General features: G+C 46.5%; 22 protein-coding genes. 16 read left to right on the top strand and 6 right to left on the bottom strand.

The window, feature by feature from the left end; genetic code table 11:
• Positions 1-12 precede the first annotated feature (12 nt).
• The 9 genes from HPY31_RS02720 (at position 13) to HPY31_RS02760 (ending at position 7995) form a co-directional block, all read left to right on the top strand.
• On the top strand, positions 13-597 hold the full coding sequence (locus HPY31_RS02720) for a TVP38/TMEM64 family protein (protein WP_172138191.1): 585 nt from the start codon (positions 13-15) through the stop codon (positions 595-597).
• Positions 598-608: 11 nt separating this feature from the next.
• The gene (locus HPY31_RS02725; RefSeq protein ID WP_172138193.1) at positions 609-1298 is read left to right on the top strand and encodes a response regulator transcription factor; all 690 of its coding nucleotides are present in this window, start codon (positions 609-611) and stop codon (positions 1296-1298) included.
• Positions 1299-1305: 7 nt separating this feature from the next.
• Positions 1306-2652, top strand: coding sequence for a sensor histidine kinase (locus HPY31_RS02730; protein WP_172138195.1), 1347 nt, complete (start codon positions 1306-1308; stop codon positions 2650-2652).
• 80 nt (positions 2653-2732) lie between these two features.
• Positions 2733-3359 (top strand): LysE family translocator, encoded by a 627-nt coding sequence (locus HPY31_RS02735; protein ID WP_064199648.1) that lies wholly within the window; start codon positions 2733-2735, stop codon positions 3357-3359.
• A 216-nt stretch (positions 3360-3575) separates the two neighbouring features.
• Positions 3576-4787: an MFS transporter gene (locus HPY31_RS02740; protein WP_172138197.1), complete on the top strand. Its 1212-nt coding sequence runs from the start codon at positions 3576-3578 to the stop codon at positions 4785-4787.
• A 79-nt stretch (positions 4788-4866) separates the two neighbouring features.
• The gene (locus tag HPY31_RS02745; RefSeq protein ID WP_172138199.1) at positions 4867-5841 is read left to right on the top strand and encodes an LLM class oxidoreductase; all 975 of its coding nucleotides are present in this window, start codon (positions 4867-4869) and stop codon (positions 5839-5841) included.
• Between the two features lie 28 nt (positions 5842-5869).
• The gene (locus tag HPY31_RS02750) at positions 5870-6199 is read left to right on the top strand and encodes a winged helix-turn-helix transcriptional regulator (protein WP_137029205.1); all 330 of its coding nucleotides are present in this window, start codon (positions 5870-5872) and stop codon (positions 6197-6199) included.
• Between the two features lie 14 nt (positions 6200-6213).
• Entirely contained in the window at positions 6214-7167 is a 954-nt protein-coding gene (locus tag HPY31_RS02755; protein ID WP_172138201.1) for an NADP-dependent oxidoreductase, read from the top strand.
• A gap of 288 nt (positions 7168-7455) precedes the next feature.
• Positions 7456-7995, top strand: coding sequence for a GNAT family N-acetyltransferase (locus HPY31_RS02760; RefSeq protein ID WP_172138203.1), 540 nt, complete (start codon positions 7456-7458; stop codon positions 7993-7995).
• 347 nt (positions 7996-8342) lie between these two features.
• Here the strand turns inward: HPY31_RS02760 and HPY31_RS02765 are convergent, their stop codons facing one another.
• The 3 genes from HPY31_RS02765 to HPY31_RS02775 form a co-directional block, all read right to left on the bottom strand.
• Positions 8343-8498: a hypothetical protein gene (locus tag HPY31_RS02765; RefSeq protein ID WP_015890926.1), complete on the bottom strand. Its 156-nt coding sequence runs from the start codon at positions 8496-8498 to the stop codon at positions 8343-8345.
• A 251-nt stretch (positions 8499-8749) separates the two neighbouring features.
• Positions 8750-9979 carry an MFS transporter gene (locus HPY31_RS02770; protein WP_172138205.1) on the bottom strand — a complete coding sequence of 410 codons (1230 nt, stop codon included), beginning with the start codon at positions 9977-9979 and terminating at the stop codon, positions 8750-8752.
• A 213-nt stretch (positions 9980-10192) separates the two neighbouring features.
• Positions 10193-11626 (bottom strand): SulP family inorganic anion transporter, encoded by a 1434-nt coding sequence (locus tag HPY31_RS02775; RefSeq protein ID WP_172138207.1) that lies wholly within the window; start codon positions 11624-11626, stop codon positions 10193-10195.
• Positions 11627-11750: 124 nt separating this feature from the next.
• On the opposite strand from HPY31_RS02775, the gene HPY31_RS29125 reads away from it, so the two are divergent.
• The 5 genes from HPY31_RS29125 to HPY31_RS02800 all read left to right on the top strand — a co-directional run bounded on the left by HPY31_RS29125 (position 11751) and on the right by HPY31_RS02800 (position 16303).
• Positions 11751-12257 (top strand): hypothetical protein, encoded by a 507-nt coding sequence (locus tag HPY31_RS29125; RefSeq protein WP_371811661.1) that lies wholly within the window; start codon positions 11751-11753, stop codon positions 12255-12257.
• Positions 12190-12756, top strand: a complete 567-nt coding sequence (locus HPY31_RS02785; RefSeq protein ID WP_172138209.1) for a hypothetical protein — start codon at positions 12190-12192, stop codon at positions 12754-12756. Before HPY31_RS29125 ends, HPY31_RS02785 begins: the two co-directional genes overlap by 68 nt.
• A gap of 352 nt (positions 12757-13108) precedes the next feature.
• A complete protein-coding gene (locus HPY31_RS02790; RefSeq protein ID WP_172138211.1) occupies positions 13109-13435 on the top strand; it encodes a YfjL-like protein in 327 nt (108 codons plus the stop codon).
• Positions 13436-13750: 315 nt separating this feature from the next.
• Positions 13751-15496 carry an ABC transporter ATP-binding protein gene (locus tag HPY31_RS02795; RefSeq protein WP_172138213.1) on the top strand — a complete coding sequence of 582 codons (1746 nt, stop codon included), beginning with the start codon at positions 13751-13753 and terminating at the stop codon, positions 15494-15496.
• A 135-nt stretch (positions 15497-15631) separates the two neighbouring features.
• A complete protein-coding gene (locus HPY31_RS02800; protein ID WP_253901647.1) occupies positions 15632-16303 on the top strand; it encodes an IucA/IucC family C-terminal-domain containing protein in 672 nt (223 codons plus the stop codon).
• A gap of 87 nt (positions 16304-16390) precedes the next feature.
• Here HPY31_RS02800 and HPY31_RS02805 read toward each other — a convergent pair whose 3' ends face one another.
• From HPY31_RS02805 to HPY31_RS02815, 3 genes are read right to left on the bottom strand one after another with little or no spacing between them, the layout of a single operon-like run.
• Positions 16391-16528, bottom strand: a complete 138-nt coding sequence (locus tag HPY31_RS02805; protein WP_172138215.1) for a hypothetical protein — start codon at positions 16526-16528, stop codon at positions 16391-16393.
• Between the two features lie 7 nt (positions 16529-16535).
• Entirely contained in the window at positions 16536-19394 is a 2859-nt protein-coding gene (locus HPY31_RS02810; protein ID WP_172138217.1) for a DEAD/DEAH box helicase, read from the bottom strand.
• Entirely contained in the window at positions 19391-20995 is a 1605-nt protein-coding gene (locus tag HPY31_RS02815; RefSeq protein ID WP_172138219.1) for an SWIM zinc finger family protein, read from the bottom strand. Before HPY31_RS02815 ends, HPY31_RS02810 begins: the two co-directional genes overlap by 4 nt.
• Before the next feature lie 204 nt (positions 20996-21199).
• On the opposite strand from HPY31_RS02815, the gene HPY31_RS02820 reads away from it, so the two are divergent.
• Together HPY31_RS02820 and HPY31_RS02825 are read left to right on the top strand one after the other, a co-directional pair.
• Positions 21200-22054, top strand: a complete 855-nt coding sequence (locus HPY31_RS02820) for a DMT family transporter (protein ID WP_172138221.1) — start codon at positions 21200-21202, stop codon at positions 22052-22054.
• Between the two features lie 101 nt (positions 22055-22155).
• Complete coding sequence (locus tag HPY31_RS02825) at positions 22156-23040, top strand: YitT family protein (protein WP_172138914.1); 885 nt, start codon at positions 22156-22158, stop codon at positions 23038-23040.
• Positions 23041-23197 lie beyond the last annotated feature (157 nt).

The following is a 23197-nucleotide window of genomic DNA, read 5'->3' on the forward strand; positions in this document are numbered from 1 at the left end:
TCAAATAGAAGGATGGATTGGATAACCAATATAGAAGCCCTGGCAGAGTGGATTCGATCTTTGGGTATGCTGGGGATTGTCGGTAGTATTTTATTGAACATCGTGATCAGTGTGGCAGGTGTATTGCCGTCCATTTTTTTATCAGGTGCGAACGCAGTCGTGTTTGGCTTGTACGGAGGATTCTTGATTTCCTTAACGGGAGAGGTGGTTGGTGCTTGCATAGCCTTCTTCCTTTACCGCTACACGATCAATAAAGCAGATCGAAGCGAAAAGCTGAAATCATTCAAATGGGTACATACCATCAATGGAACGACGAGTTTTCGCAAATGCCTTGCCATCGTTTTGCTCCGGATCAATCCGCTGATGCCTTCGGGTGTAATCAATTTAGGAGCGGCTATGACGAATATCACCTTCGGGCAATTTTTGGTGGCGACCTTGCTAGGAAAAGTGCCGTCGATGGTTTTTGAAACATTCGTCGGTCATGATCTGATTACTTTTGGTGAAAACAAGTTTCGCTTGCTCTTTGCCTTGCTGGCAGGCGCTCTCGTCTTTTTGCTTTTCTGGAAAAAAGGAAAGGCTCAAACACAAGAGAATTAGGGAGGATTCACATGTCTACCATTTTGCTAGTCGATGATGAGCCGCAAATTTTAGAAATATTGTCCTCCTATCTGCAAAAGGAAGGTTATCATGTTCTGACGGCCCAAACAGGCAAGGAAGCAGTCGAAATGGCCACGACGATTTCATTGACCTGCATCATTTTGGATCTGATGCTTCCTGATCTGAGCGGGGAAGAAGTCTGCGTCCAAATTCGCAAAGAGTCACGTGTCCCGATTTTGATGCTAACGGCGAAAAGTGGTGAGGCGGATCGGATTCGCGGGCTTACGATTGGCGCTGATGATTATTTGATCAAGCCCTTTAGCCCGAGAGAACTTGTCGCGCGTGTTCGAGCCGTCATGCGTCGTGCGGGTAGTTATTCAACACTCTCCGATTTTGTTGAAGTGGGCGATTTGACCATATCGATGAATGAGAAGAGAGTGACGAAAAATGGAGTGGCTTTGGAGGTTACGCCGAATGAATACCGCTTGCTCACAACGCTTGTCCGTTATCCGGGGAGAACGTGGGGTAGGGAGGAGCTCGTGCGTGAGGTCATGGGCTTTGATTTCGAGGGATACGACCGAACCATTGATACGCATATCAAAAATCTTCGGCAAAAGATAGAGGTAGACCCGAAGCAACCGGAGTATATCAAGACAGTGTATGGATTGGGCTATCGCTTTGACGATCCCATGAAGAAGTGAGGCCACGATGAAGCATATTTGGGTAAAGCTCGCCTTTGTGATCATGACTGTTGGCGCATGCGCCGTTCTTTTTTCCTCATTGTTGTCCGTAAAGGAAATGGATGTTCATTTTTCCATGTATGCCGATGAGGTGAGAAATCAGCATAACCAAGAAATATCGCGAGTCGCACTCGAGGCGTATCAGGACAATCAAGGCTGGGGAGCGGAAGCCGATCATAAGCTGGAAGCGGTTTCCGAGGTCTTGGGATTACATATCACACTTCTCGATCAACAGCAACAAGTGAAAAACGAGTGGGGCAAGCGGCCAGTCCATACGAGCAATTACAGTGTAGACAGGATTCCTCTTGTCAGTAAGGGTGTCATGATTGGGCAACTGGTGATTAGCCACGATGATCGGAGTGCCTATATGACCTTGGAAAGTCATTTCCAATGGGCCCATAAAAACACGACGTTGTGGACGATGGCTGTGCTGCTGATCCTGGTCATTATCATCAGCATACCACTCGCTCGGACCATGGTGCGTCCAGTCGTACAAGTGAGCACCGCAGCGCAACGAGTCGCGAGAGGCAATCTGTCCATACGCGTACCGGAGCCTCGTGGCAAGGATGAGATTACGTCATTGGTCGCTGCTTTTAACAACCTGGTCCAAAGTCTAGAGCATCAGGAGGAGCTGCGCAAGCGACTAACCTCCGATATTGCCCATGAATTGCGAACACCACTGAACACCTTGCTGGCGCAAGTAGAGGGGATGATCGACGGCATATGGGAAGCAACTCCCAAAAATCTCGAAAGCACGAGATCTGAGGTACTGCGTTTGAGCAGTCTCGTCCGCGATTTAGATCAGGTGATCCAGGTGGAGTCGGGCTCCTTACAAATGCGCAGTGAAGAGGTGGAGCTGCGTGAGGTTGTCAAAGAAGTCACAGAGTCGATGTGTGCTACGTTTACCCGAGCGCAAGTGAATTTTCACTTCAAAGGGGATCATGCTGTCTGGATCACAGGGGACAGGCAGCGACTGGCCCAAATCGTGGCGAATTTGTTGACGAATGCCTGCAAGCATACGCCAGCGGGTGGAAAAGTCATCGTCACGGTAGACAAACCGAGTACAATGGTCCGGTTGCAAGTGAAGGACAGCGGCACGGGCATCGACCAAAAGGACCTCCCGTACGTATTTGAGCGTTTTTATCGGGGAGATCGCTCGCGAGCAAGGGAACGCGGTGGAGCAGGATTGGGGTTGACGATTGTGAAAGGGATCGTGGAGGCACACAAGGGAAACATCTCGTTGGACAGCAGTGTGGGGGAGGGAACGACCATCACGATTTTGTTTCCGCCACGAGCTCATGAAAGCGAAAAGTAAATCGGAACCGTATCGTTCAGGCTGCCCATCGTTTATGATAGAAAGAGAATTTGAATATACGATACAAAGAGGGAGAGCACATGTTTGATTGGACTACCATGGGAGCATTTTTAGCTGTTGTGATCGGCCTCTTTTTAATTCCGGGACCCGCTGTCCTGTTAACTGCGACGCGTACCGTTCAGGGAGGACGTAAAGCAGGGATCATGGCAGGGCTTGGCATTGCTACAGGCGACTTCATTCATACGATTTTTGCTGCGGTCGGTTTATCTGCGATTTTGATGACATCTGCATGGGCATTCCATCTCGTGAAATTTGTGGGAGCGGCTTACTTGGTCTATTTAGGGGTTCGGGCCATGCTTGAAAAACCGGTTGACCCAGAGCTGCCAAAAGTAACACCGTTGCCACCGCTGCAATCGTATGGGCAAGCGATCCTCGCAGAAGTTCTGAATCCGAAGACCGCGTTGTTTTTTCTCGCGTTTCTGCCACAATTCGTACATCCGGAGCGTGGGGGAGCCATTTACCAATTCCTTGTCTTGGGACTGATTTTCGCCATCTTGGGGTTCTTTTACACCGCGTTGATTGCGATCAGCATCAGACCACTGGGGCATTTGGTGAAGCGAATTTCCTGGCTTGGACGATGGAGTGGCAAGATCGTAGGCTCTGTTTACATCTTATTGGGATTAAAAGTAGCGCTGCAAGAAAGATAGAGGAATGAGTCGGGAGGACAGTCTTCCCGGCTTTTTTTATTGCTTGATGATTGGTGTAAGGTACTTTTTGGTGCCTATGATACTTGAAAGTACGTACTTCCTATCAAGTGAGGCATGAGACATAATAGCATTCAGAACCAAACATATTCGCCAATCATGATAAGTAAGGGCCCTGCTTTGTGAACGGCAAGAAAATAAAGGGAGGATACAACTTAGATGAGCACGATTACATCCAATGTGAAGCAGCAAGCAACTGGTGCGAAAAAATCCACTCTTGCTTTACTTGCTCTCGCAATCAGTGCATTTGGTATCGGGACTACTGAATTCGTTATCGTCGGTTTGTTGTCTACTGTCGCACAGGATTTGAAAGTAACCATCACTCTAGCAGGACTACTGATTTCTGGATATGCACTAGGAGTAGCTATTGGTGCACCGATTATTACAGCACTCACAAGTCGAATTCCACGCAAAGCGCTACTCATGCTTTTGATGATTGTCTTTGTTGTCGGAAACAGTGCGGCAGCCTTGTCGAGTAGCTTTGCGATACTAATCATTGCTCGTTTCTTTACCGCATTTTCTCATGGTGTATTTTTCTCGATCGGTTCGACGATTGCCGCCGATCTAGTGCCAGAAAACAAGCGTGCCAGCGCGATTGCGACGATGTTTACCGGTTTGACCGTTGCAACCGTTACAGGCGTACCTTTGGGAACGTATATTGGACAAATGTTTGGATGGAGAGCGACTTTTTGGGGAGTGGCCATTCTTGGCGTGATTGCACTTATCTCGACAGCGATTCTGGTACCAAGCCATTTAAAAAATGCCAAGCCAGCTTCTATTAAAGACCAAGTGAAAATTATTACAAACCTGCCGCTGTTGCTTGTTTTTGCCATTACGGCTCTTGGCTACGGCGGTACCTTTGTCACCTTTACGTTCTTAGGTCCGATTCTGGAAGAAATCACAGGTTATCAGGCGAGCGCCGTCAGTCTGATTCTACTCGTCTATGGGATTGCGGTAGCGATTGGAAATACGGTCGGAGGAAAAGCAGCCGACAAGAATCCGATAAAAGCACTGCGCTGGATGTTCATCGTCCAAGCAATCATTCTAATCATCTTAACATTTACCGCTCCGTTCAAATGGGTGGGAACCCTTACGATTATGCTAATGGGCCTCTTGGCCTTTATGAACGTACCGGGCTTACAAGTGTATGTCGTGCAGTTGGCTGAAAAATACGTGCCAAGTGCTGTTGATGTAGCATCTGCCATTAACATTGCAGCATTCAATCTCGGCATTGCGATTGGAGCCCTCGTTGGAGGAATGATCGTCGATACAATTGGCCTGATTCATACGCCATGGGTCGGCGGAGTGATGGTGTTAGGTGCAGCATTACTCACGGTAATCAGCAGCAAGCTGGAAAAAACTCGTCGTTAATCGAAAAAAGACGCGGATGCGGATCAAAGCATGTGTCCGCTGGTGGTTTCCAAATTCATCACAGAAGGAGAGAGCATCGATGAGCAAATTTGACGGTCACTATGGTTTTCAGCGAATGTTCCAAGAAGGAAAGATGACGTTAGGATTTCACATTCCGCTGGAGGCATACGAATGGGAAGCGCCGACAATGGAGCGCCAGGTTGAACTCGTCAGAGCAGCAGAAGACTATGGCTTTACTGGAATCTGGCTGCGCGATGTGATTTTGCAGGACCCTGCTTTTGGTGACCCTGCAACTGGGCAAATTTATGACATGATGATTTATTTAACCTATTTGGCTGCGCAAACCAAAAAAATCGCTTTTGGTACCTCGAGCATCGTGCTTCCACTGCGGCATCCGTTGCGAGTGGCAAAAGAGACAGCGACCATCGAAAATTTATTTCCCCAACGTTTGATGATGGGGATTTCTTCTGGGGACAGACGGGCTGATTTTCATGGGTTGAATGTGCCGCATGAACAGCGTGCGGAGCTGTTTCGCGATGGCTACGACTACTTGCAGAAGGTTATGACAGAGGATTTCCCGAAAATCAACTCTCCATACGGTATGATTAATGGAGCGAATCTTGTGCCTAAATCGACTTCGCCCATTCCTACCTTTATCACGGGGTACAGTCAACAAACGATGGACTGGTTTGCGCAAAACGGAGATGGCTGGATTTATTACCCACGTGATCCATTCAATCAAGCACATGCCATCCAAGAATGGAGAGAGCTTGTCCAGAAATATCATCCAGGTGTATTCAAACCGTTTATTCAGCCTCTTCACTTGGATCTTGCGGAAGACCCGTATGAGTCAGTCACGCCGATTCGATTAGGGTACCGAGTCGGTAGAAAAATGCTTTTAGAACTGCTGGCCGTGTATCAAGAGGTCGGTGTCAATCATTTGTTCTTCGCCCTGTTCCCTAGCCAGCGTCCCATTGACGAGGTCATCGATGAGCTTGGACAAGAAGTATTGCCTTATTTCCCGGCCCATATCGACGCACCGGAGCGGGTTTGACTACATCTTCGCATGAGGAGGGGAGGATATGGGACGATACAATATCCCTGTAGAGGCAACACTGGAAGTTATTGGAGGAAAGTGGAAAGTAGTGATCCTCTGCTTGTTGGCAAAAGGGGCAAAGCGAACAAGCGAATTGAAACGCGCAATGCCTGCCATCACGCAAAAAATGTTAACGCAGCAACTGCGAGAATTGGAAACGGACAACATCATTACCCGCAATGTGTATCAGCAGGTTCCCCCGCGCGTCGAGTATGACCTGACGGAGTACGGCAAGACCCTGTCGAAGGTTCTGGATGTCATGTGTGAATGGGGAGAGAGTCACATCGAAAACCAATTGCGAAAAATAGTCGAATGAAAAGGGGAAGTTCGATGAGAGGAATTGGCATTAAGCAATACGGTGGTATCCAGCAATTAACTGAAATTAAATGGCCAACAAAACCAATCGGGCCGGACGATGTGCTCATTTCCATAAAAGCGAGCGGGGTAAATCCCGTGGATTGGAAGGTGCGGGAAGGACTGTTACAAGCAGATTTTCCTTTTGAACTGCCACTTATTTTAGGGTGGGATGCCGCGGGCACGGTAACGGCTGTCGGTACAAATGTGCAGGATTTTCAAATCGGAGACGATGTCTTCTTCCGTCCAGAGCTGGAAAGGGAAGGGACATACGCAGATGAAATTGTTGTTCCGGCGAATATCATAGCTCCGATGCCACGTGGTTTGTCGTATGCGGAAGCGGCTTCGCTACCACTGGTCGGACTAACGGTTTGGCAGGCATTGGTAGAGGTAGGAAAGGTGCAAGCGGGAGAAAAAGTCCTGGTGTTGGGAGGAAGCGGCGGGATCGGTTCCATGGCGATTCAGCTAGCAAAAGCGCTAGGTGCCTATGTGGCTACGACAACCAGCTCCCAAAACAGCGATTATGTACGTGAGCTGGGAGCAGATGAAGTCATCGAATATGATCAAGGACCACTTCATACCTCTACAAAATTTTCATTCATGTTGGACACGCTGGGTGGAGAAGCGTATGGTGATGCTCTAAAATTGATGAAGCAGCAAGGAAGAGTGGCAACCATTATCAGCGAGCGTGATGCCAAGAAACCTTCGTTCGCTGAAGTGGCTGAGAAAGAACGAGAGCTGGATGTTGCTTTTGTGTTTACGCGTCCAGATAGGGTAAATCTGAATCATATCCGTGCGCTAGTGGAAGCCAAGAACGTAAAGCCTACCTTGACGAAGGTATATCCATTGACGCTTGAAGGGGTTCGAGATGCGCATCTCTTTAGTCAAACGGGTAGGGTGCGTGGGAAGATTGTGCTCGTCCATTCATGATGGGGAAATGTGATTTATAATTGATGTTTTCACTGCTTATATTTAAGTATGTCACCTGATTAGAAGGAAAAGTGACAAATATCATCTGAAACCTGTTATGACAAACCGTTGTCATAACAGGTTTTTTGAACTTTTTATAATGTCAGGTTTGATTAGCTGTTTAGGGGAAGTGTCATAATATTAAATCAAGGATTTTTTCCATCTATGCTGTTTTGACACTGAGTGGTTTTGGGCAATTCTGTATAAGCTAAAGAGATCATTACGAGTGATCAAGTGGGGGAATGTCTCATGGATTGGTATGACCGATTAAATGAATACTTTCCAGAATATGAAATGAAAAAGGAAGGACAAATTCAGGCGCTTATCAGGGAAACAGACATTTACCACAAAGTCGATACAGACAAATTTCTTTTGCTGTACGCGGAGTTTCCGACGTTTATCTTCATCGATTACCTCCTAATCAATCCTGCCACGCGTGGACAAGGTATCGGTACCAAGGTCATCCAGACACTCAAAAAGAGAGGGAAAGACATCATTCTGGAGGTAGAACCTATCGATCGAAATGATGAAGATTCCATCAAGAGAGTCCATTTTTATCAAAAGAACGGGTTTGTGAAAGCGGACCGCATTCAATACAGCTGGGAAGAAGAAAATGGCGAGACATATGAAATGAAAATCTATTACTGGAGTCCGCACGATGATTTACCACAGGAAGTCGTACTCGGGAATATGTCCAAGGCCTGTCAGGAGATCCACAACTTCCGCGCCCACCAATACTACGGACGAAATATTGCCAATCCGGATGAAGTGCTGCATTGGAAACACTAATGACGCGTTCAAGTTAGTCCAACACCCCTGTAAAAGAAGGGGTGTTGGTATTCGATCAATCAGAGCAATACTTATTTTTTGAAAACCTATTCTGGGTGCGCCAGCAAAACAGGAGTCGCCACGTATAAAAAATGGTAAGGCCTTAGTGGGAGAAGAAATTCGCAAACATGGATGTAGTTTTATTGAATGTCGCATCCAATTGCTAATCAATAGATCACAGCTCTAACCGTATGTAATTAAGGCGGGGATTAAAGGGATCAGTGTAAATTGCTTACCTGATTACAAGTGTTTTCATAAAAAAGCCAGCGTGACGGTGTAGATCGCCTTCACTGGTAACCGCCCGCTCTTCATCGCTTTCGAACCACGGCCCCCTGCAGAACAAAAGTAATCCCTAAGATTCCTACGATGGCAAGCAGGCGAATGAAACCGTTGGAGACAAACAAATTGACACAGATCAGCCCGATGATGATCAGAATAAGCAAGATCACCGTTTTCCCCGACATGTACGTGTTCCCCTTTCCCCAGATAAAATGAGTGGTCTCGTCAAATCGGAATATGCGGGTTGTTCCATGGGGGATGTAATTTGACTTTTTGTTTATCAGAATCTTCTGTTCAAATTCTAAGTACTTACTATTGTAGCGAATACAATCGTGGAAGAAAAGGCGGGATCACGTGAAAAACTCCCTTCTGTCATCGCCAGGTGTTCACCTGTACGCTTGAGCGGGAGTTTTCCATGTGATCAGGCTACACCAGCTTACTTCGTAGCTAGCTGAGGCTCCGTTGTTTGCTGCTTCAACGGCTGTCCGACCAATTGTGCTCGTTTGGATCGAATCACGATGGCAGTAATCAACAGCGCGATACCATTGATGATAAATACGTAGCGAATCGGGATGAGTCCTCCGAGAAAACCGCCAATGATTGGCCCCATCATCGTCGCGAGCTGCGTCGAGGATTGGTTCAAGCTAAACGCCCTGCCACGGAATTCTGGGTCCGTGACCTTTACAATCATGGCGTTGATCGACGGATAAACAGCGGCAAAAAACAGTCCGTACGCGAATCGCAAAATGCCAAATCCATACAGATTGGTGAAGAAAAATTGCAGTAAATTTCCGATGGCTCCACCCATTAAACCGATGAACAAGATTTTGGAATAACCGACATTTGACCCGAGTTTTCCCCATTGTGGAGCAGCAATGACCGTCGCGATGCCGACTGCCGCAAAAATGATGCCGGAGCTAAGGGATGCGTCTTGCTGCGAAGCGCCCAATTGCATGACATACACGGTTAATAAAGGTTCAAGAAGCATTACGGAAATCGTGACCATCAGACTCATACCCAGTATGGCCATCAACGGGCGGTTTGCCATCGCAGCGCGCAAATCTTCTCGTACACTCGAGCGACTGCCGGAGCGGTTCAAGTTCGTTTCCTTCACGAAGAAAGTAGCGATCAGCGCTGCTACCAGCACGACAAATCCTGAAAAAATAAAAGCTTCTGCGTTTCCCCATACGTGACTGACGACACCGCCAACCAATGGGCCGATGATTCCTCCTGTTGCTCCCGAAGTCGCCATAATCCCGAGTGCGTACCCGACGCTTTTTTCTGGTGTATTCGTCGCTACCAGTGCAATGGCGGCAGGTACGTAGCCGGCAAGCAAGCCCTGGAAGATCCGTAACACAAGAAACAAATAAGGGTCTGTAATCAAATACGTCAAAAAGTACAACAAAGCGAGGCTAAATCCAGAGCGGATCAACATTGGCTTTCGTCCATATTTGTCTGCGAGAGAGCCCCAAAATGGCGAGATGAGTGCACTTGCTAAAAACGTGATGCCAAACGAGATGCCGGACCAGGCTTCCAGATGCTCATTGACCCCCAGTGAAGTATGGAGGAAGATGGGCAGGAAAGGGATGGAGATGGAGTAGGCGGTGCTACAAAAAAATACCCCAATCCATAACACGATCAAATTACGTTTCCATGAAAATTCCATCTTCTGTCACAACCTTTGCAGTTAAAAAGCAGGAACATTGTTATTGATCATTCTAGCATTGCAATTTACTGCTGACCAATTCGGAAATATGATCGGACTATTGCAAAAATGAAATAAGAGGAAACCTTGACTTCATTCGGACAAAAGAAAACCCCCTAACGACAAGAGAGGAAGCTCTTGTACTCATTAGGGGATTTTCATGTAAACAGCAGGTTAATGTCCGGCAGGTGTGCTTATACCCACACGATCAATCAATCGCTTGCTTTCATCATTAAGTCCGGTGATGACGACTAATTTGTCCAGCTGTCTGTATTTCTCTACGACTTTCGAGATAGCCGTGACAGCTGACAAATCCCAGACGTGGGAACGAGAAAAGTCAATGATAATCTGCTGGGGATCATCCTGAAAGGAAAACTGGTCGACGAAGTGTGTCATGGTACCGAAGAACAGTTGACCCGAGACGGTGTACACTTTTTCGCCCATATCGCTCTCGTAGGAGGTGGCATGCAAGCGGGCCATCCTCCAGCCAAATATGACCGCACTTAGGATCACACCAGAAATGACCCCTTTTGCCAAATCGTGCGTAGCGACGACGATGATCACTGTAGTTATCATGACAACGGCATCCCCAACAGGAATTTTCCGCAGGTCCCATATGGACTGCCAGTTAAACGTCCCAATCGATACCATGACCATGACACCGACGAGGGCAGCCATCGGGATTTGTTTGACGACATCTCCAAGGACCAGGATCAGGAACAAGAGAAAAATCCCTGCAACCAAGGTAGACAGACGGCCACGTCCCCCTGATTTCACATTGATAACAGACTGTCCGATCATGGCACAACCAGCCATCCCGCCAAAGAATCCGGTGATGATGTTGGCGATCCCTTGGCCTTTCACTTCCGTATTTTTGTTACTGCGCGTATCTGTCATCTCATCGAGAATGGCAGCCGTCATCAATGATTCCAGAATCCCAACCAAAGCAAGTGGAAAGGAGTAGGGCAGTATGATCATGAGTGTTTCCCAGTTCAACGGGACACTAGGAATGTGGAACATCGGCAACTGACGTGTGATTTCACCCATGTCGCCAACGGTCCGTACATCAAGACCTGCCCAGATGGAAATGACGGTCATGACGATGATTGCTACGAGAGCTGAAGGGACTGCTTTGGTGAGACGCGGCAACAAATAGATGATCGCGAGCGTTCCAGCCAGCATGACATACATAACCCAGGACGCCCCAATGAAATGGGGTAGCTGAGCCATAAAGATGAGAATAGCCAACGCATTGACGAAACCAAGTACGACGGTATGGGGGACAAAGGTCATCAGCCTGCCGATTTTACAGGCACCCAGTACCAGTTGCAAAATACCGGTCAGAACAGTGGCCGCAAATAAATACTCGATGCCATGCTCCTTGACCAGAGTAATCATTAATAACGCCATCGCACCTGTAGCTGCGGAAATCATGCCCGGTCTTCCCCCGACAAATGCAATGGTGACTGCAATACAAAAGGAAGCGTACAACCCAACCATTGGATCGACACCGGCAATAATAGAAAAAGCGATGGCTTCCGGAATCAGGGCAAGTGCAACCGTAATACCTGCTAGCATGTCAGCACGCACGTTAGAAAGCCATTCCATTTTTAGTTGTTGAAGGTTCAATACTGTTCCGCCATCCTTTTTTGAAGGAAACGGTAAAAAGGACAAAAAGATATACGACTTTCCGATCGAAAGTGCAGGGGGGCCTGGGACACGATAAACAGATTTGTTGAATCCGATCAATTCTGTCCAGGAGGTCAATGCTATCGTTTTAACAGGGGGCAGTGCCTATGGATTGGATGCAGCAAGTGGAGCCATGCGTTATATGGAAGAACAGGGCCAAGGCTACAATGTCGGGGAGGGCATCGTCCCTATCATTCCAGCTACGGATATTTTTGATTTATCGATCGGCGGTGCCAAGCACAAAAGAGATTTTAATTTCGGTGGTAGTGTGGATGCAGCACTCATCGAACTAACAAACGGATCTGACGATGCTACTTACCATGTTTTTGGAAGTTATAAATCAGAATACAATACTATTACAGAGGTTCAGAGAACAAGGGATGAAACCATTGGAGATACAGTTTGCATTTCAGGAAGTCAAATGAAAAGAGTGAAGTGTGGAACGTTGAAATCAACTAATTGGAGGGGGAATAAGAAAGGAAATGAGCACATTGAAAAAAGCTTTGATATTAATCATTGCAGCATTACTTATAACTGGATGTGCAACTAATCACAAGGATGTTGAAAAGAAAGCATTAACAGGATACGTAACTGAAAAAGATTTTGAAAAAAAAGGTCTCTTAGTTATAGAAAATGATAAAACCAAGACGAGCGATGAGAACTTCTATGCTGCAGAGTGGTATTTCCCAAAAGAAGAAGCCGTATTCCTCAATAGCAAGGGGAATAACATCTCGTATGATGAAATCGAAGTGGGTCACACAGTATCTACATGGTCAACAACACCATCAGCACAATCTTATCCCAGTGGCGCAGAACTCAGTAAACTTGTAATTAATGAAGAAAGCAACAATCCTATTAATCAAATGGATGAAAAAAGTGCGATTCAACACGCAATCCATTACTTAAAGAGCACACATAATGATGGAATCATTATTAAAAGTGCAAGTGGACAGAAAGATCATTGGCTGATAAAAGCAACCGACTATGATCATAAAACAGATACTATTTTACAAATCAATGCACAAACTGGAGAAGTAAAAGAGCTTTAAAATTAGTACCCTACTGCACCTAACGTATCCGAGATTTAACTAAATGAACTGCTAAACGGGCACGATGAGCGTATCGGATATTATTATGAGTTAGAAAGGATTTGACACAATAGATGGTTTAGATTATTTCACCAGAACTGAGATGATAAACGCTATTTACAAGTATCATGGCGGAAAGTCATAGGGCATGTCAGTTTCAAAGTGGGTTAAAAAGTTACATAAACCGAGGTCACACTCATACTGTGTCAACAGACTCGTTTAATAGTTTTTCTACTTACAAGTATGAAATTGGTAGAAATCGCACACTTGCAGTCTGCTCCTTATCATTTCTTATAGATGGGGGATATTTACCATGAAAAAAAGGATGTTTTGGAGTGTAGTTAGTGTACTTTGTATTATTTTAGTTTGGAACCTTTACACTATATTTTATGGAACATCTGGAGACAAGGCATTGGCTATTAACTATGCAACAGAGTATGTAAGTGAGAGGTATAATTTACCAATTGAGAGCTTAAGGACAGATGAGCCTACTTACAATTTCTCACATGGGACATATATGACAAAAGTCAGAAATACAAAAGCCCTAGAATCATATCTAATCAATGTTAAAATAACTTCCAAAGGTGATATGCAGAGAATTGAAGAATATTCTAAGAATCCGGTAAGGGAATATCGTTAATGAGCACACGAGATGTACCTAGTGTAAGCAACAGTAAAGAATGGGTTCAAAACATCATGAATTGTGTAAAAGATATCTATTTATAGCACACAATCTCAGTATCAAGATTTGCACTAAGTGAAATTCAGGTTCGAGCCTCTCATTCCTTGATGGAGAAGGAGGCTCGAACCGTTTTTTTCTCCCAATGTGCTCGGCAAAGAAAAAAATTCCAATAAAGCATCGATATAAAAGATAAATCCATATATAATGAAAATGATTTTCAAAATCAAATACTTGATACGATGTTGTTCTTGAGAGAGAGGAGTTGCTGCTTCCATGCTTCGCAGATTTTTTTCTTACTATCGGCCTTATCGTGGATTATTCATCCTCGACTTCACGTGTGCAGTATTCGTTGCTTTGTTGGAGTTGGGATTTCCGCTTGCAGTGAATATGGTTGTCGATCAACTACTTCCGAGCAAGGATTGGAACATGATCGTGTGGGCGTGCATTGGACTTTTGGCTTTGTATGGTCTGAACGCCGGGATGAACTATGTCGTCACGTATTGGGGACATATGCTTGGAATTAATATCGAGACGGATATGCGCAAGAAGCTGTACGACCATATTCAAAAGCTCTCTTTCCGCTTTTTCGATAATACCAAGACGGGGCATTTGCTATCTCGCCTAACGAATGACTTGATGGAGATCGGGGAGGTGGCTCACCACGGTCCGGAAGATTTGTTTATCGCCGTGATGACGCTGATCGGTGCTTTTCTCCTGATGTTTAATATTAACGAAGAAATGGCGCTGCTTACGTTTTTGGTGATTCCACTCTTGATATTCTTCGTTGTTCACTTCAACCGTAAAATGACGAAAGCGTTCCACCGTCTGTACGGTGACATGGCAGATTTCAACGCACGTGTTGAAGACAACGTAGGTGGAATGCGTGTCGTACAAGCGTTTGCCAACGAGCAATTTGAAAACAAAAGATTCGCAGAGAACAACCAGCGTTTTCGGATTACAAAGCTGTTGTCCTACAAAATCATGGCCCAAAATATTTCCGTCAGTTACGTGCTGATGCGTTTAGTCAATTTGTTTGTCCTCATTTGCGGCAGCTGGTTTGTGATTCAAGGTGAATTGACCTACGGTGAATTTATCGCTTTCTTGCTGTTAACGAATGTATTTTTCCGTCCGTTGGAAAAAATTAATGCGATTATCGAGAGCTATCCAAAAGGGATTGCCGGATTTAAGCGCTACATCGAAATCATGGACACAGCACCAGATATTGCGGATGCTCCGGATGCGATCCAGGTAGAGTCGTTGAAGGGCGATATCTCGTACAAGAATGTTTCGTTTAGCTATGACCAAGAGTCTTCGGTTTTGCAAAACATTGATTTAAACATCCGGGCGGGCGAGACTATTGCGTTTGTAGGTCCTTCTGGAGCAGGAAAAACCACGTTGTGCAGCCTCTTGCCGAGATTTTATGAGATCGACGGGGGTAGCATCTCCATCGATGGAATGGATATTCGTGAAATCACGTTGGCATCATTGCGCAGCCAAATCGGGATCGTTCAGCAAGATGTGTTCCTCTTTTCAGGGACGATTCGTGAAAATATTGTATATGGAAAACTGAATGCTTCGGAGGAAGAGATCTGGGAAGCAGCACGTCTGGCTAAGTTGGAAGAGTTTATCCGTTCTCAGCCTGCTGGTCTGGAGACGATCATTGGTGAACGCGGCGTCAAATTGTCTGGTGGTCAAAAACAGAGACTGGCGATTGCGCGCATGTTCTTGAAAAACCCGCCAATCCTGATTTTGGATGAAGCTACCTCTGCACTCGATACCGAAACGGAGGCGGCGATCCAGCAGTCCTTGCAGGAATTGTCCAAAGGCCGTACGACATTGGTGATCGCCCACAGACTGGCTACCATTAAAAATGCAGATCGCATCATCGTTGTAACGGAACAAGGCATCACAGAGCAAGGAAGTCATGATCAGCTCTTGGCTCGCGAAGGCATCTATAGCAGACTGTATCAAGCACAGTTCGGCACGTACCTCGACCAGTCAAACAGCGTTTTTTCTTGATCATGAAAAGAGAGGGAGTTCGTGATGCTAGAATGGGATGACGATTTTATTGCACAACGGTTTCACATTACTTCAAAATCAAGACCCAATGCCTTATTTTCAATGAAGGCAAGAGATTTGGTAGAACCGACATATATGAATGAGCTAGTTCAAATCTATGCTCCGCTGATCAAGGCACACAAGCTGACTGCTGCAGGTACTTACATCAGCAGTTGGCTCACGAGCCCTTCGCTCGGTCTTTCGTACATGAGCTCTGTCTGGAATCGTGCACTTATCATGACGCTGGATCATATGACATTTGAATTGTTTTATGAGGATGACTATCCGCAATTCGCCTTTGTGATCCCGGCATATGAGATCGTAGAAGCGCCAACCAGCGAAGCAGAGCGCGCAATCTGGCTGAAGGAATGCTATCGTGCGTATTTCCAAGACTTCCTGCACCCGTTGCTCACGACGCTTGCAAAGGTAACAGGAAACCCCGAAGCGATGCTTTGGGGACAGTTCCCAACCAGGTTCAATTACTATATGGATACTTTTGTGGCGTTGGTAGAACAGGATAGCATCCAGGAGCAAGTGAAGGCTGATTACGATGTCCTCTGTAATCAGTTGGAAGGCGAGAGCTTTGGATTGCAAAAAAATCCATTTCGCGTGAAAGTACGCTGGATTGAGGATATGCGTGATCCGCAAGGGAAAGTTCGGATCAAGAATCAATGCTGCTTGTACTATAAGACGGGGGAGCAAAAGTATTGCTACACCTGTCCGCGGATAAAAGAAGAAGAGCGCGCTCTGATGAGAATTCGTGCGTAGCTGACCCTCCCTTTGTGGAGGGTTTGCTTACAAAATCAAACCCAAGGCTAGGGTCCATAACGGGATCAGGCCTTGGGTTTTTCACACTTACTCTTTCTTTGTTTGGTTTTCGGAAAAATGCTCTTGAACAGCTTCCAAAAAACGCAACCATGCCTCGGGCAGCTTGGGCTCTTCTGTAGGGCGGCGCATAGTGGAATTGCCGTCGTTTTGTTTCTCTCGCTCCATTCTCCACCTATCCTTTCGTATCTAGCCAATCGTGGCGAAGCGTGAACAAGTCTCGTAGCTCTTCCGTTGATAGCTCGGTGATCCAGCTTTCGCCCGTCCCGACAATTTGCTGGCTCAACGATAGCTTTCTCTCCATCATTTCATCGATGCGTTCCTCAATTGTCCCGAGTGAAATGAATTTGTAGACCTGAACATTGCGCTGCTGTCCTATGCGATGAGCACGGTCAGTGGCCTGATTTTCTACCGCAGGATTCCACCAGCGATCTACGTGAATGACGTGGTTGGCTTCCGTCAGGTTCAAGCCAGTTCCACCCGCGCGCAACGAAAGAATGAAGATGGCACCGCGTTCATCGTCCGGAAGTGTCGGGTCTTGAAAACGAGCAATCATCTCATCGCGTTTTTCTTTTTTCGTGGCTCCATTTAGGAAGTAGACAGGTCCATAGCCTTCTCGCGTCAGCACCCGTTGAAGCATATTGCCCATTTGGATGTATTGGGTAAAAATCAGGCAGCGCTCTTTCTTTTGGCGAATATCCTCCACCAATTCCAGCAGTCTTTCCAATTTGTGCGAGCGACTGGCTTCATCTGTTGTCGCGATTTCATTCAAAATGAGCGCAGGATGGTCACACAATTGTTTGAGACGTGTCAGTGTTGTCAGAATCAGACCGCGACGTTCCATAGGGGAGGCTTTTTCCATTCGATCAAACATATCTTGAATCGCTGTCTCATAAAGTGCGCCTTGTTCCGTAGTCAGCGGTACGTATTCCTTGCTCTCATTCTTGTCCGGCAAGTCGAGCTGAATGTTCGGATCGGTTTTCACGCGACGGAGCAGGAAAGGCTGAATGAGTCGTTGCACTTGATTGATGAGCTGCTGGTCTTGGTCGCGTTCGATGGGATGGACAAAGCGCTGGGTAAATTCTCCGAGACTTCCCAAGTAGCCGGGATTCAAGAAATCAAAGATGGACCAGAGCTCACTCAGACGATTTTCGATCGGAGTGCCTGTGAGAGCGATCCGATGCCATGCTTTCAAATCGCGCACAGCAGATGCTTGCTTTGTATAGGCGTTTTTAATATTTTGCGCCTCGTCAAGACAAATCGTATCCCATGTAACCATTCCTAGCTCCTGCTCATCCAAATGGGACAGGGCGTAGGAGGTAATGACCAGATCAGCTCCCTTGATCGCTGGCAAAAACGCCTCCTTCTTTTGGCGATCATTGCCATAGTGAATCATCACGTGAAGAGAGGGGGCGAAGCGCTTCAGCTCTTTTTGCCAGTTGCCTATGACGGAGGTCGGGCAGATTAAGAGAGAAGGAGTATTGGCTGGACCATGTTGTTTGACATGAAGCAAATACGTAATAAATTGAACCGTTTTTCCCAATCCCATGTCATCAGCCAGACAAGCTCCCAACCCAAAGCGGCGTAAAAAGAACAGCCACGAACTGCCCTCTAGCTGATAATGGCGCAACGTCCCATGAAAAGTAGATGGCTGTTCCATGATCGGGATGCGCTTTGTTTCTTGCAATTGGTTCAACAGCTCTCGCAAATGCTGGTTAAGCTGAACTTCAACCGTTAGAGAAGTGTCGAAATCGAACTCGTCATCGGGTAGCTCCTCAACCTCCACAGTAGGGGCGAGGTGCATTCTCATGACATCGCGAAGGGACATGCCGTTTTTCGCTTGGTTTTTCTTGAGGGCTTCTTGCAGCTGCAAGAATAGATCGGGAGTCAATTGCACCCAATGCCCGCGAATTTTCAACAGACGCTGCTTTTGTTTAATGAGTTCCTCAAATTCCTCTTCGCTGAGCTCTACAGGTCCCAAGGCGAGCTTCCATTCAAAATCCATGAGCTGGGAGACACCCAGGAACGACTGTCTGCTAGCCCCAACAGAGGTTGTAATCTTGGCTTTTAGCTTCGGTTTTACCCGACGCACTTGTTCCCACCATGCTGGCAAAAAGACGTGAATACCAGCTTGCACTAACTGCAAACTGCTCGATGTCAAAAAGATCCATGCTTGCTCGTTTGTCAGTCGGGTGAGAAAACGGCTTTGATTCTCCTGGGTGTCTTTTTGCCAAGGGAGAATCTCTTTGCATTTGGCTAGGTCCGTGAGAAAACGATTCCAGTGCTCACGCCAGTCAGCAGGGATGCGAGCGGTAGCTACTCCCTCAGCCGTCAACTGGTTTGGCTCAATAAGAAATAACTGATCTGGCTCTTCACGATTCTGTAAATACACGTGAAGTTGCCAGTCATTGGGATGCTCCTCGGCCTCGATGATTTGCAAGCATGTGCGAAACGGTGTCGTATCTGGCAGCCAGCCTATAGATTGTAACCATTCCTGTTCCTGAAGGTGTGGAGAAAGCTCGGCGCCCATGACGTACAGAGCCGGGTAATGCGTCAATAGCTGCTCCCACTTTTGTGCTATCGCTCCAGTGCCTTGCAAGGATTCCTCCACGACAAGCGATAGCCACCTATGGCCGTACTCCGGAAAATCAACAGGAGTATGCAGGGCTCTCCAGCCGATTTGTCCTTTTTTCCAGGAAGAAAAATCAGGGGCGAGGGAGCCTTGTGCGAGCGTATCACGGATCATTCCCGCTACATGCGTAAATTGTTCAAATGGCGTGCTGGATGAATAGGTCCGATGCAAAAGCCACTGGGGGGAGACGAAAAAGGAGAGGGCCTTGGCAGGACTAAGCAAGACGCCTTGCTCGTTTTTGTCCAGGAAGCTTCCGTAATAAGATGACTCATCCCACGCAAACAGTGTTCCTGCCAATTCTTCTGGATCGACCACTGCTCCTTGTGTGTCTTTGCCAGTAATCAAGAATTGTCCGTCTGCCAAAAGCTCTCCATCTAGAACCAATGTAGTGACGGTATTCATAAGTTGAAATTTCCTCTCCTTAGCTCTTCTTGAAAAGCACGTAACCGATTATGTTTGGCAGATAATTGTTCCACGTATCGTTCCCAGCGAGCATCTTGGTTGGCTCTGTTGTAAATCGTCCTTACTTTTTTCATGAGCTTGATCGCTTCTTTGTAGGCTGTTCGATTACGTTCCGCTATGAGTCTGTTCACCTCACGCAAATAAAAAGGGAAGAGCAGAGTCGGTTCGGTTTCCTCGATTTCTTTTACCTGCACGATCGAGATGTCTGCCATGGGCACTTGAAACGACATTTGCAAATCAATCCATTGCTGAAACTGTCGTTCTTCATATAAATAGGCGGCATATTCGTGATAACTACTCGGTAAGAACTGCTTCAGCTTGGCGCCACACTCGGCTGATCGTCCCACTCGTTGCATCGCTTCCTGCCAAATGGCGATAACGAGACGGTATTGCTGTGCCTCGGCTTGACCGATTAAGGACGTCAAAGAAGCAGTCCAATCGAGAAATCGTTGCCATTCGTCATTGCGAGCGAATGATTTCATATAGGACAGATAGAAGGAGAGGTTCAAACGGCTCATTCTTTTCCAGATTTGCAGAGCAGCTTCGTCTTCCTTTTCCATCACATGAAAGTGGGCACGGAGCAGCAGTCCTTTTTCCTTTTCGGCGGCAGAACTGTTTTCATCGTTAATTAGCTGATCCAGCACATGGATTTCCTCTTGCATCCACTCTGGGTTCTTCAAGAGCATCCACCATAACATTTGATAGGCGAATATCCAGTAGAGTGAGGTGGCCTCGTTTTCTTTCAATTCCTTTGTGAGTTGAAGAGTATCGACGATGGCATCCTGATGGTGAGTCAAGAGAGCTGGGATATCCGCGAAGTACAATGTCCCTTCTAATTGATCCAATAACCGCTCGGCGGTCTGAACCAAATCCAGGAACCAGTATGATTGGCGGTACGTTTTGACGTATTGTGTAAGCTTCATGAGATGAAACAGATTGGCATGAATGACAAAGAGCTGTGCCCGATCCTTCGGCCACGAGGCAGCAACACTCAGCACATTTTGATAGCTCGATAATAACTCAGAGGAAGCTCGATACGATTCCATGGCCGCAAACAGGTTGCGTGTCCAGCTCTCAAAAAATGCCCACCATTCTTTGACGGAGCTGTTCGCGGTAAGCGGCGAGGAAATAGACGCTGCATCCTGCTGAGCAGGAGCGGTATGGCTGTATTTATAAGTAGGAATTAGTAAATGAGGAGAAAAAGTAGCTCGCCTTGGTTGTTGGGAGCGCGTCAAAAATGTACGAGGATTCTCGAACACACTGTACATCTGAAAAAAAGTGGCAGCAATGTGCTTGCAAATGCGCGAATAAGGGCAGGTACACGTACTGTTTTGAACCGTTTCCAAATCGAGGCGAACATGATACACCTCGGAACCTTGAACATCACTCGTCAAATACTGGCCTTGTTCTACGCGTGTATTGAAGACGACGCCATCTGAAAAGTACGTATAGCCCCGTTCAATAATGTGTCCTTCGACGGCAATTAGGATTTGCTCGCCTACCTGTATCGCTTGTTCCCGAGTCAACTCTCTTTGCAACATGTAGTCAGATCCTCCGAACGAAGTGTCATCCCTCCATTATAACCCAAAATGCGGAGAATGGAAAAAGATGCGTGTGTTCGAATCAATGCTTAATTTTTCCGGGGACTGGGTGTATACTGTACACGTCGAATAAAAAGCAACTAAACGCAATGTGTTTGATTGTTTTTGGTTGTGTTTGTACAACGGGAGAGAGAAGGGGCACACATGCTATCGATTTCGATTCTGCTCGTATTATCGTCAGGTCTTGCGCACGCAGTCTGGAACCTGTTCACGAAAAAAAGTGAGAACAAAATGGCGTTTCTTTGGTTGATTACCTTGCCAACAACCGTAATCCTCTTGCCTGTTCTCCTTTGGGAATTGATGCGCGTACAACTGACATGGTCTTTGGTTCTTTTTCTGTCTATGTCCTTTTTCTTTCAAGGATGCTATACCTTATTGATTTCAAAGGCGTATACGTACGGGGATATCTCACAGGTTTACCCCATCATGAGGGGAACGGGTACGCTTCTCATTCCGCTTTTTAGCGCCATTTTCTTTCAAGAGTATTTATCGGTACCAGGATGGCTGGGGGTCATTTGCATCGTGATCGGAGTCTTCGCCATTAGCGGGATGATAGGGCCAAATCGTCAGGCACAACCAGTGAATCCGCTCGCCCTGCGATACGCTGTTGCTGTTGGACTATGCATTACAGGTTACACGTTAACCGACAAGCAAATCGTCCAGCAATTATCTCCATTCGCTTTATTGGAAATAACGAACTTTGCCTGTCTGATTGTCGCTGGGGGCTTCGTTTGGAAGAAGGGACTCATCCGCCGTGAGTGGCAAAAAAACTGGCAAACGATTGTACTCGGTGCCATCCTGTCACCAGGTTCGTATTTATTGTTTTTGTTTGCCATGACATTGGCACCGCTGGCAGCTATTGCGCCCATTCGTGAGGTAAGTACGGTTTTTGGTACGCTCCTCGGGGTCTTCTTGTTAAAGGAACGACAACGCATATGGCGTCTGTCTATGTCGTTGATGATCACGATTGGCATTATTTCCATTGCGGTTTGGGGCTAAAGGATGATACAGAGTCGGTTGGGAGAATTCCTGGCTGGCTATTTTTTTTACTACCTGGGAAAGATGAAGGGGTAAGAAAATAACGGCTAAGGATGATCAAAATGGATGCAAAAGCAATTGCTCCGATCACTCATAAGCGGAAGAAAAAAAGAAGGATCGCAGTAAGAACTCTCGGAATCATCATTGGAGCCTTGTTGGTGGCAGTCGGACTGGAAATCTTTCTGGTTCCAAACAACATCATTGACGGTGGTGTTACCGGCGTTTCCATTATGATCTCAAAGTTGACGGGAGGTCCACTCGGCTTATTTTTATTCCTGCTGAACCTGCCCTTTTTACTTATTGGCTACAAGCAAATTGGCAAGACCTTTGCCGTCTCTACGCTATTCGGTGTCGTCGTGATGTCGGTGGGGACGAGCTACCTCCATCATGTTCCTAGCTTGACGGACGATTTGCTTCTCTCTGCTGTTTTTGGTGGGATCATCATCGGAATCGGTGTGGGACTTGTCATTCGCGCGGGCGGTTCCTTGGATGGAACGGAAATTGTTGCGATCCTGATGACGAGGAAAAGTCCGTTTTCGGTCGGCGAAATGGTCATGTTTTTTAACATTTTTATTCTAGGCAGTGCCGGCTTCATTTTTGGGTGGGACCGAGCTATGTACTCGTTAATTGCTTACTATATCGCTTATAAAATGATCGACATTACAATGGTCGGACTCGAACAATCCAGATCAGTGTGGATCATCAGTGATTATCCAGCGGAAATTGGCGATGCGTTAACGGCGAGACTGGGGCGAGGAATTACCTATTTGAATGGGGAAGGTGGCTACTCCGGAGACGTCAAAAAAGTCATCTTCTGTGTCATCACCCGATTGGAAGAAGCGAAGCTGAAATCCATCGTGGAGGAAATCGATTCCTCTGCATTTTTGGCAATCGGTCATATTCACGATGTTTCGGGTGGACGGTTTAAGAAAAAGAATATTCACTAAAACCTTACGTACAAAATACCCCTGAGCCAGTAGGTAAAACGACCTGATTGCACAGGGGTAAAAATGTATTGACGAAAATAACAGAATTCATTTAATATTGTGTCATGCCAAAATACAAAATAACGTTCCGTATTTTGGGACAATCGAATGGTGATGA

The organism is Brevibacillus sp. HB1.3, from assembly GCF_013186635.1.
In the GTDB taxonomy this organism is placed as follows: Bacteria; Bacillota; Bacilli; order Brevibacillales; family Brevibacillaceae; genus Brevibacillus; species Brevibacillus brevis_D.

Excerpts from the sequence above, each read along its gene's own strand:
- HPY31_RS02720 (WP_172138191.1), top strand. The coding sequence starts at position 13 with ATGGATTGGATAACCAATATAGAAGCCCTGGCAGAGTGGATTCGATCT.
- HPY31_RS02725 (WP_172138193.1), top strand. The coding sequence starts at position 609 with ATGTCTACCATTTTGCTAGTCGATGATGAGCCGCAAATTTTAGAAATA.
- HPY31_RS02730 (WP_172138195.1), top strand. The coding sequence starts at position 1,306 with ATGAAGCATATTTGGGTAAAGCTCGCCTTTGTGATCATGACTGTTGGC.
- HPY31_RS02735 (WP_064199648.1), top strand. The coding sequence starts at position 2,733 with ATGTTTGATTGGACTACCATGGGAGCATTTTTAGCTGTTGTGATCGGC.
- HPY31_RS02740 (WP_172138197.1), top strand. The coding sequence starts at position 3,576 with ATGAGCACGATTACATCCAATGTGAAGCAGCAAGCAACTGGTGCGAAA.
- HPY31_RS02745 (WP_172138199.1), top strand. The coding sequence starts at position 4,867 with ATGAGCAAATTTGACGGTCACTATGGTTTTCAGCGAATGTTCCAAGAA.
- HPY31_RS02750 (WP_137029205.1), top strand. The coding sequence starts at position 5,870 with ATGGGACGATACAATATCCCTGTAGAGGCAACACTGGAAGTTATTGGA.
- HPY31_RS02755 (WP_172138201.1), top strand. The coding sequence starts at position 6,214 with ATGAGAGGAATTGGCATTAAGCAATACGGTGGTATCCAGCAATTAACT.
- HPY31_RS02760 (WP_172138203.1), top strand. The coding sequence starts at position 7,456 with ATGGATTGGTATGACCGATTAAATGAATACTTTCCAGAATATGAAATG.
- HPY31_RS02765 (WP_015890926.1), bottom strand. The coding sequence starts at position 8,498 with ATGTCGGGGAAAACGGTGATCTTGCTTATTCTGATCATCATCGGGCTG.
- HPY31_RS02770 (WP_172138205.1), bottom strand. The coding sequence starts at position 9,979 with ATGGAATTTTCATGGAAACGTAATTTGATCGTGTTATGGATTGGGGTA.
- HPY31_RS02775 (WP_172138207.1), bottom strand. The coding sequence starts at position 11,626 with ATGGAATGGCTTTCTAACGTGCGTGCTGACATGCTAGCAGGTATTACG.
- HPY31_RS02785 (WP_172138209.1), top strand. The coding sequence starts at position 12,190 with ATGAGCACATTGAAAAAAGCTTTGATATTAATCATTGCAGCATTACTT.
- HPY31_RS02790 (WP_172138211.1), top strand. The coding sequence starts at position 13,109 with ATGAAAAAAAGGATGTTTTGGAGTGTAGTTAGTGTACTTTGTATTATT.
- HPY31_RS02795 (WP_172138213.1), top strand. The coding sequence starts at position 13,751 with ATGCTTCGCAGATTTTTTTCTTACTATCGGCCTTATCGTGGATTATTC.
- HPY31_RS02800 (WP_253901647.1), top strand. The coding sequence starts at position 15,632 with ATGAATGAGCTAGTTCAAATCTATGCTCCGCTGATCAAGGCACACAAG.
- HPY31_RS02805 (WP_172138215.1), bottom strand. The coding sequence starts at position 16,528 with ATGGAGCGAGAGAAACAAAACGACGGCAATTCCACTATGCGCCGCCCT.
- HPY31_RS02810 (WP_172138217.1), bottom strand. The coding sequence starts at position 19,394 with ATGAATACCGTCACTACATTGGTTCTAGATGGAGAGCTTTTGGCAGAC.
- HPY31_RS02815 (WP_172138219.1), bottom strand. The coding sequence starts at position 20,995 with ATGTTGCAAAGAGAGTTGACTCGGGAACAAGCGATACAGGTAGGCGAG.
- HPY31_RS02820 (WP_172138221.1), top strand. The coding sequence starts at position 21,200 with ATGCTATCGATTTCGATTCTGCTCGTATTATCGTCAGGTCTTGCGCAC.
- HPY31_RS02825 (WP_172138914.1), top strand. The coding sequence starts at position 22,156 with ATGGATGCAAAAGCAATTGCTCCGATCACTCATAAGCGGAAGAAAAAA.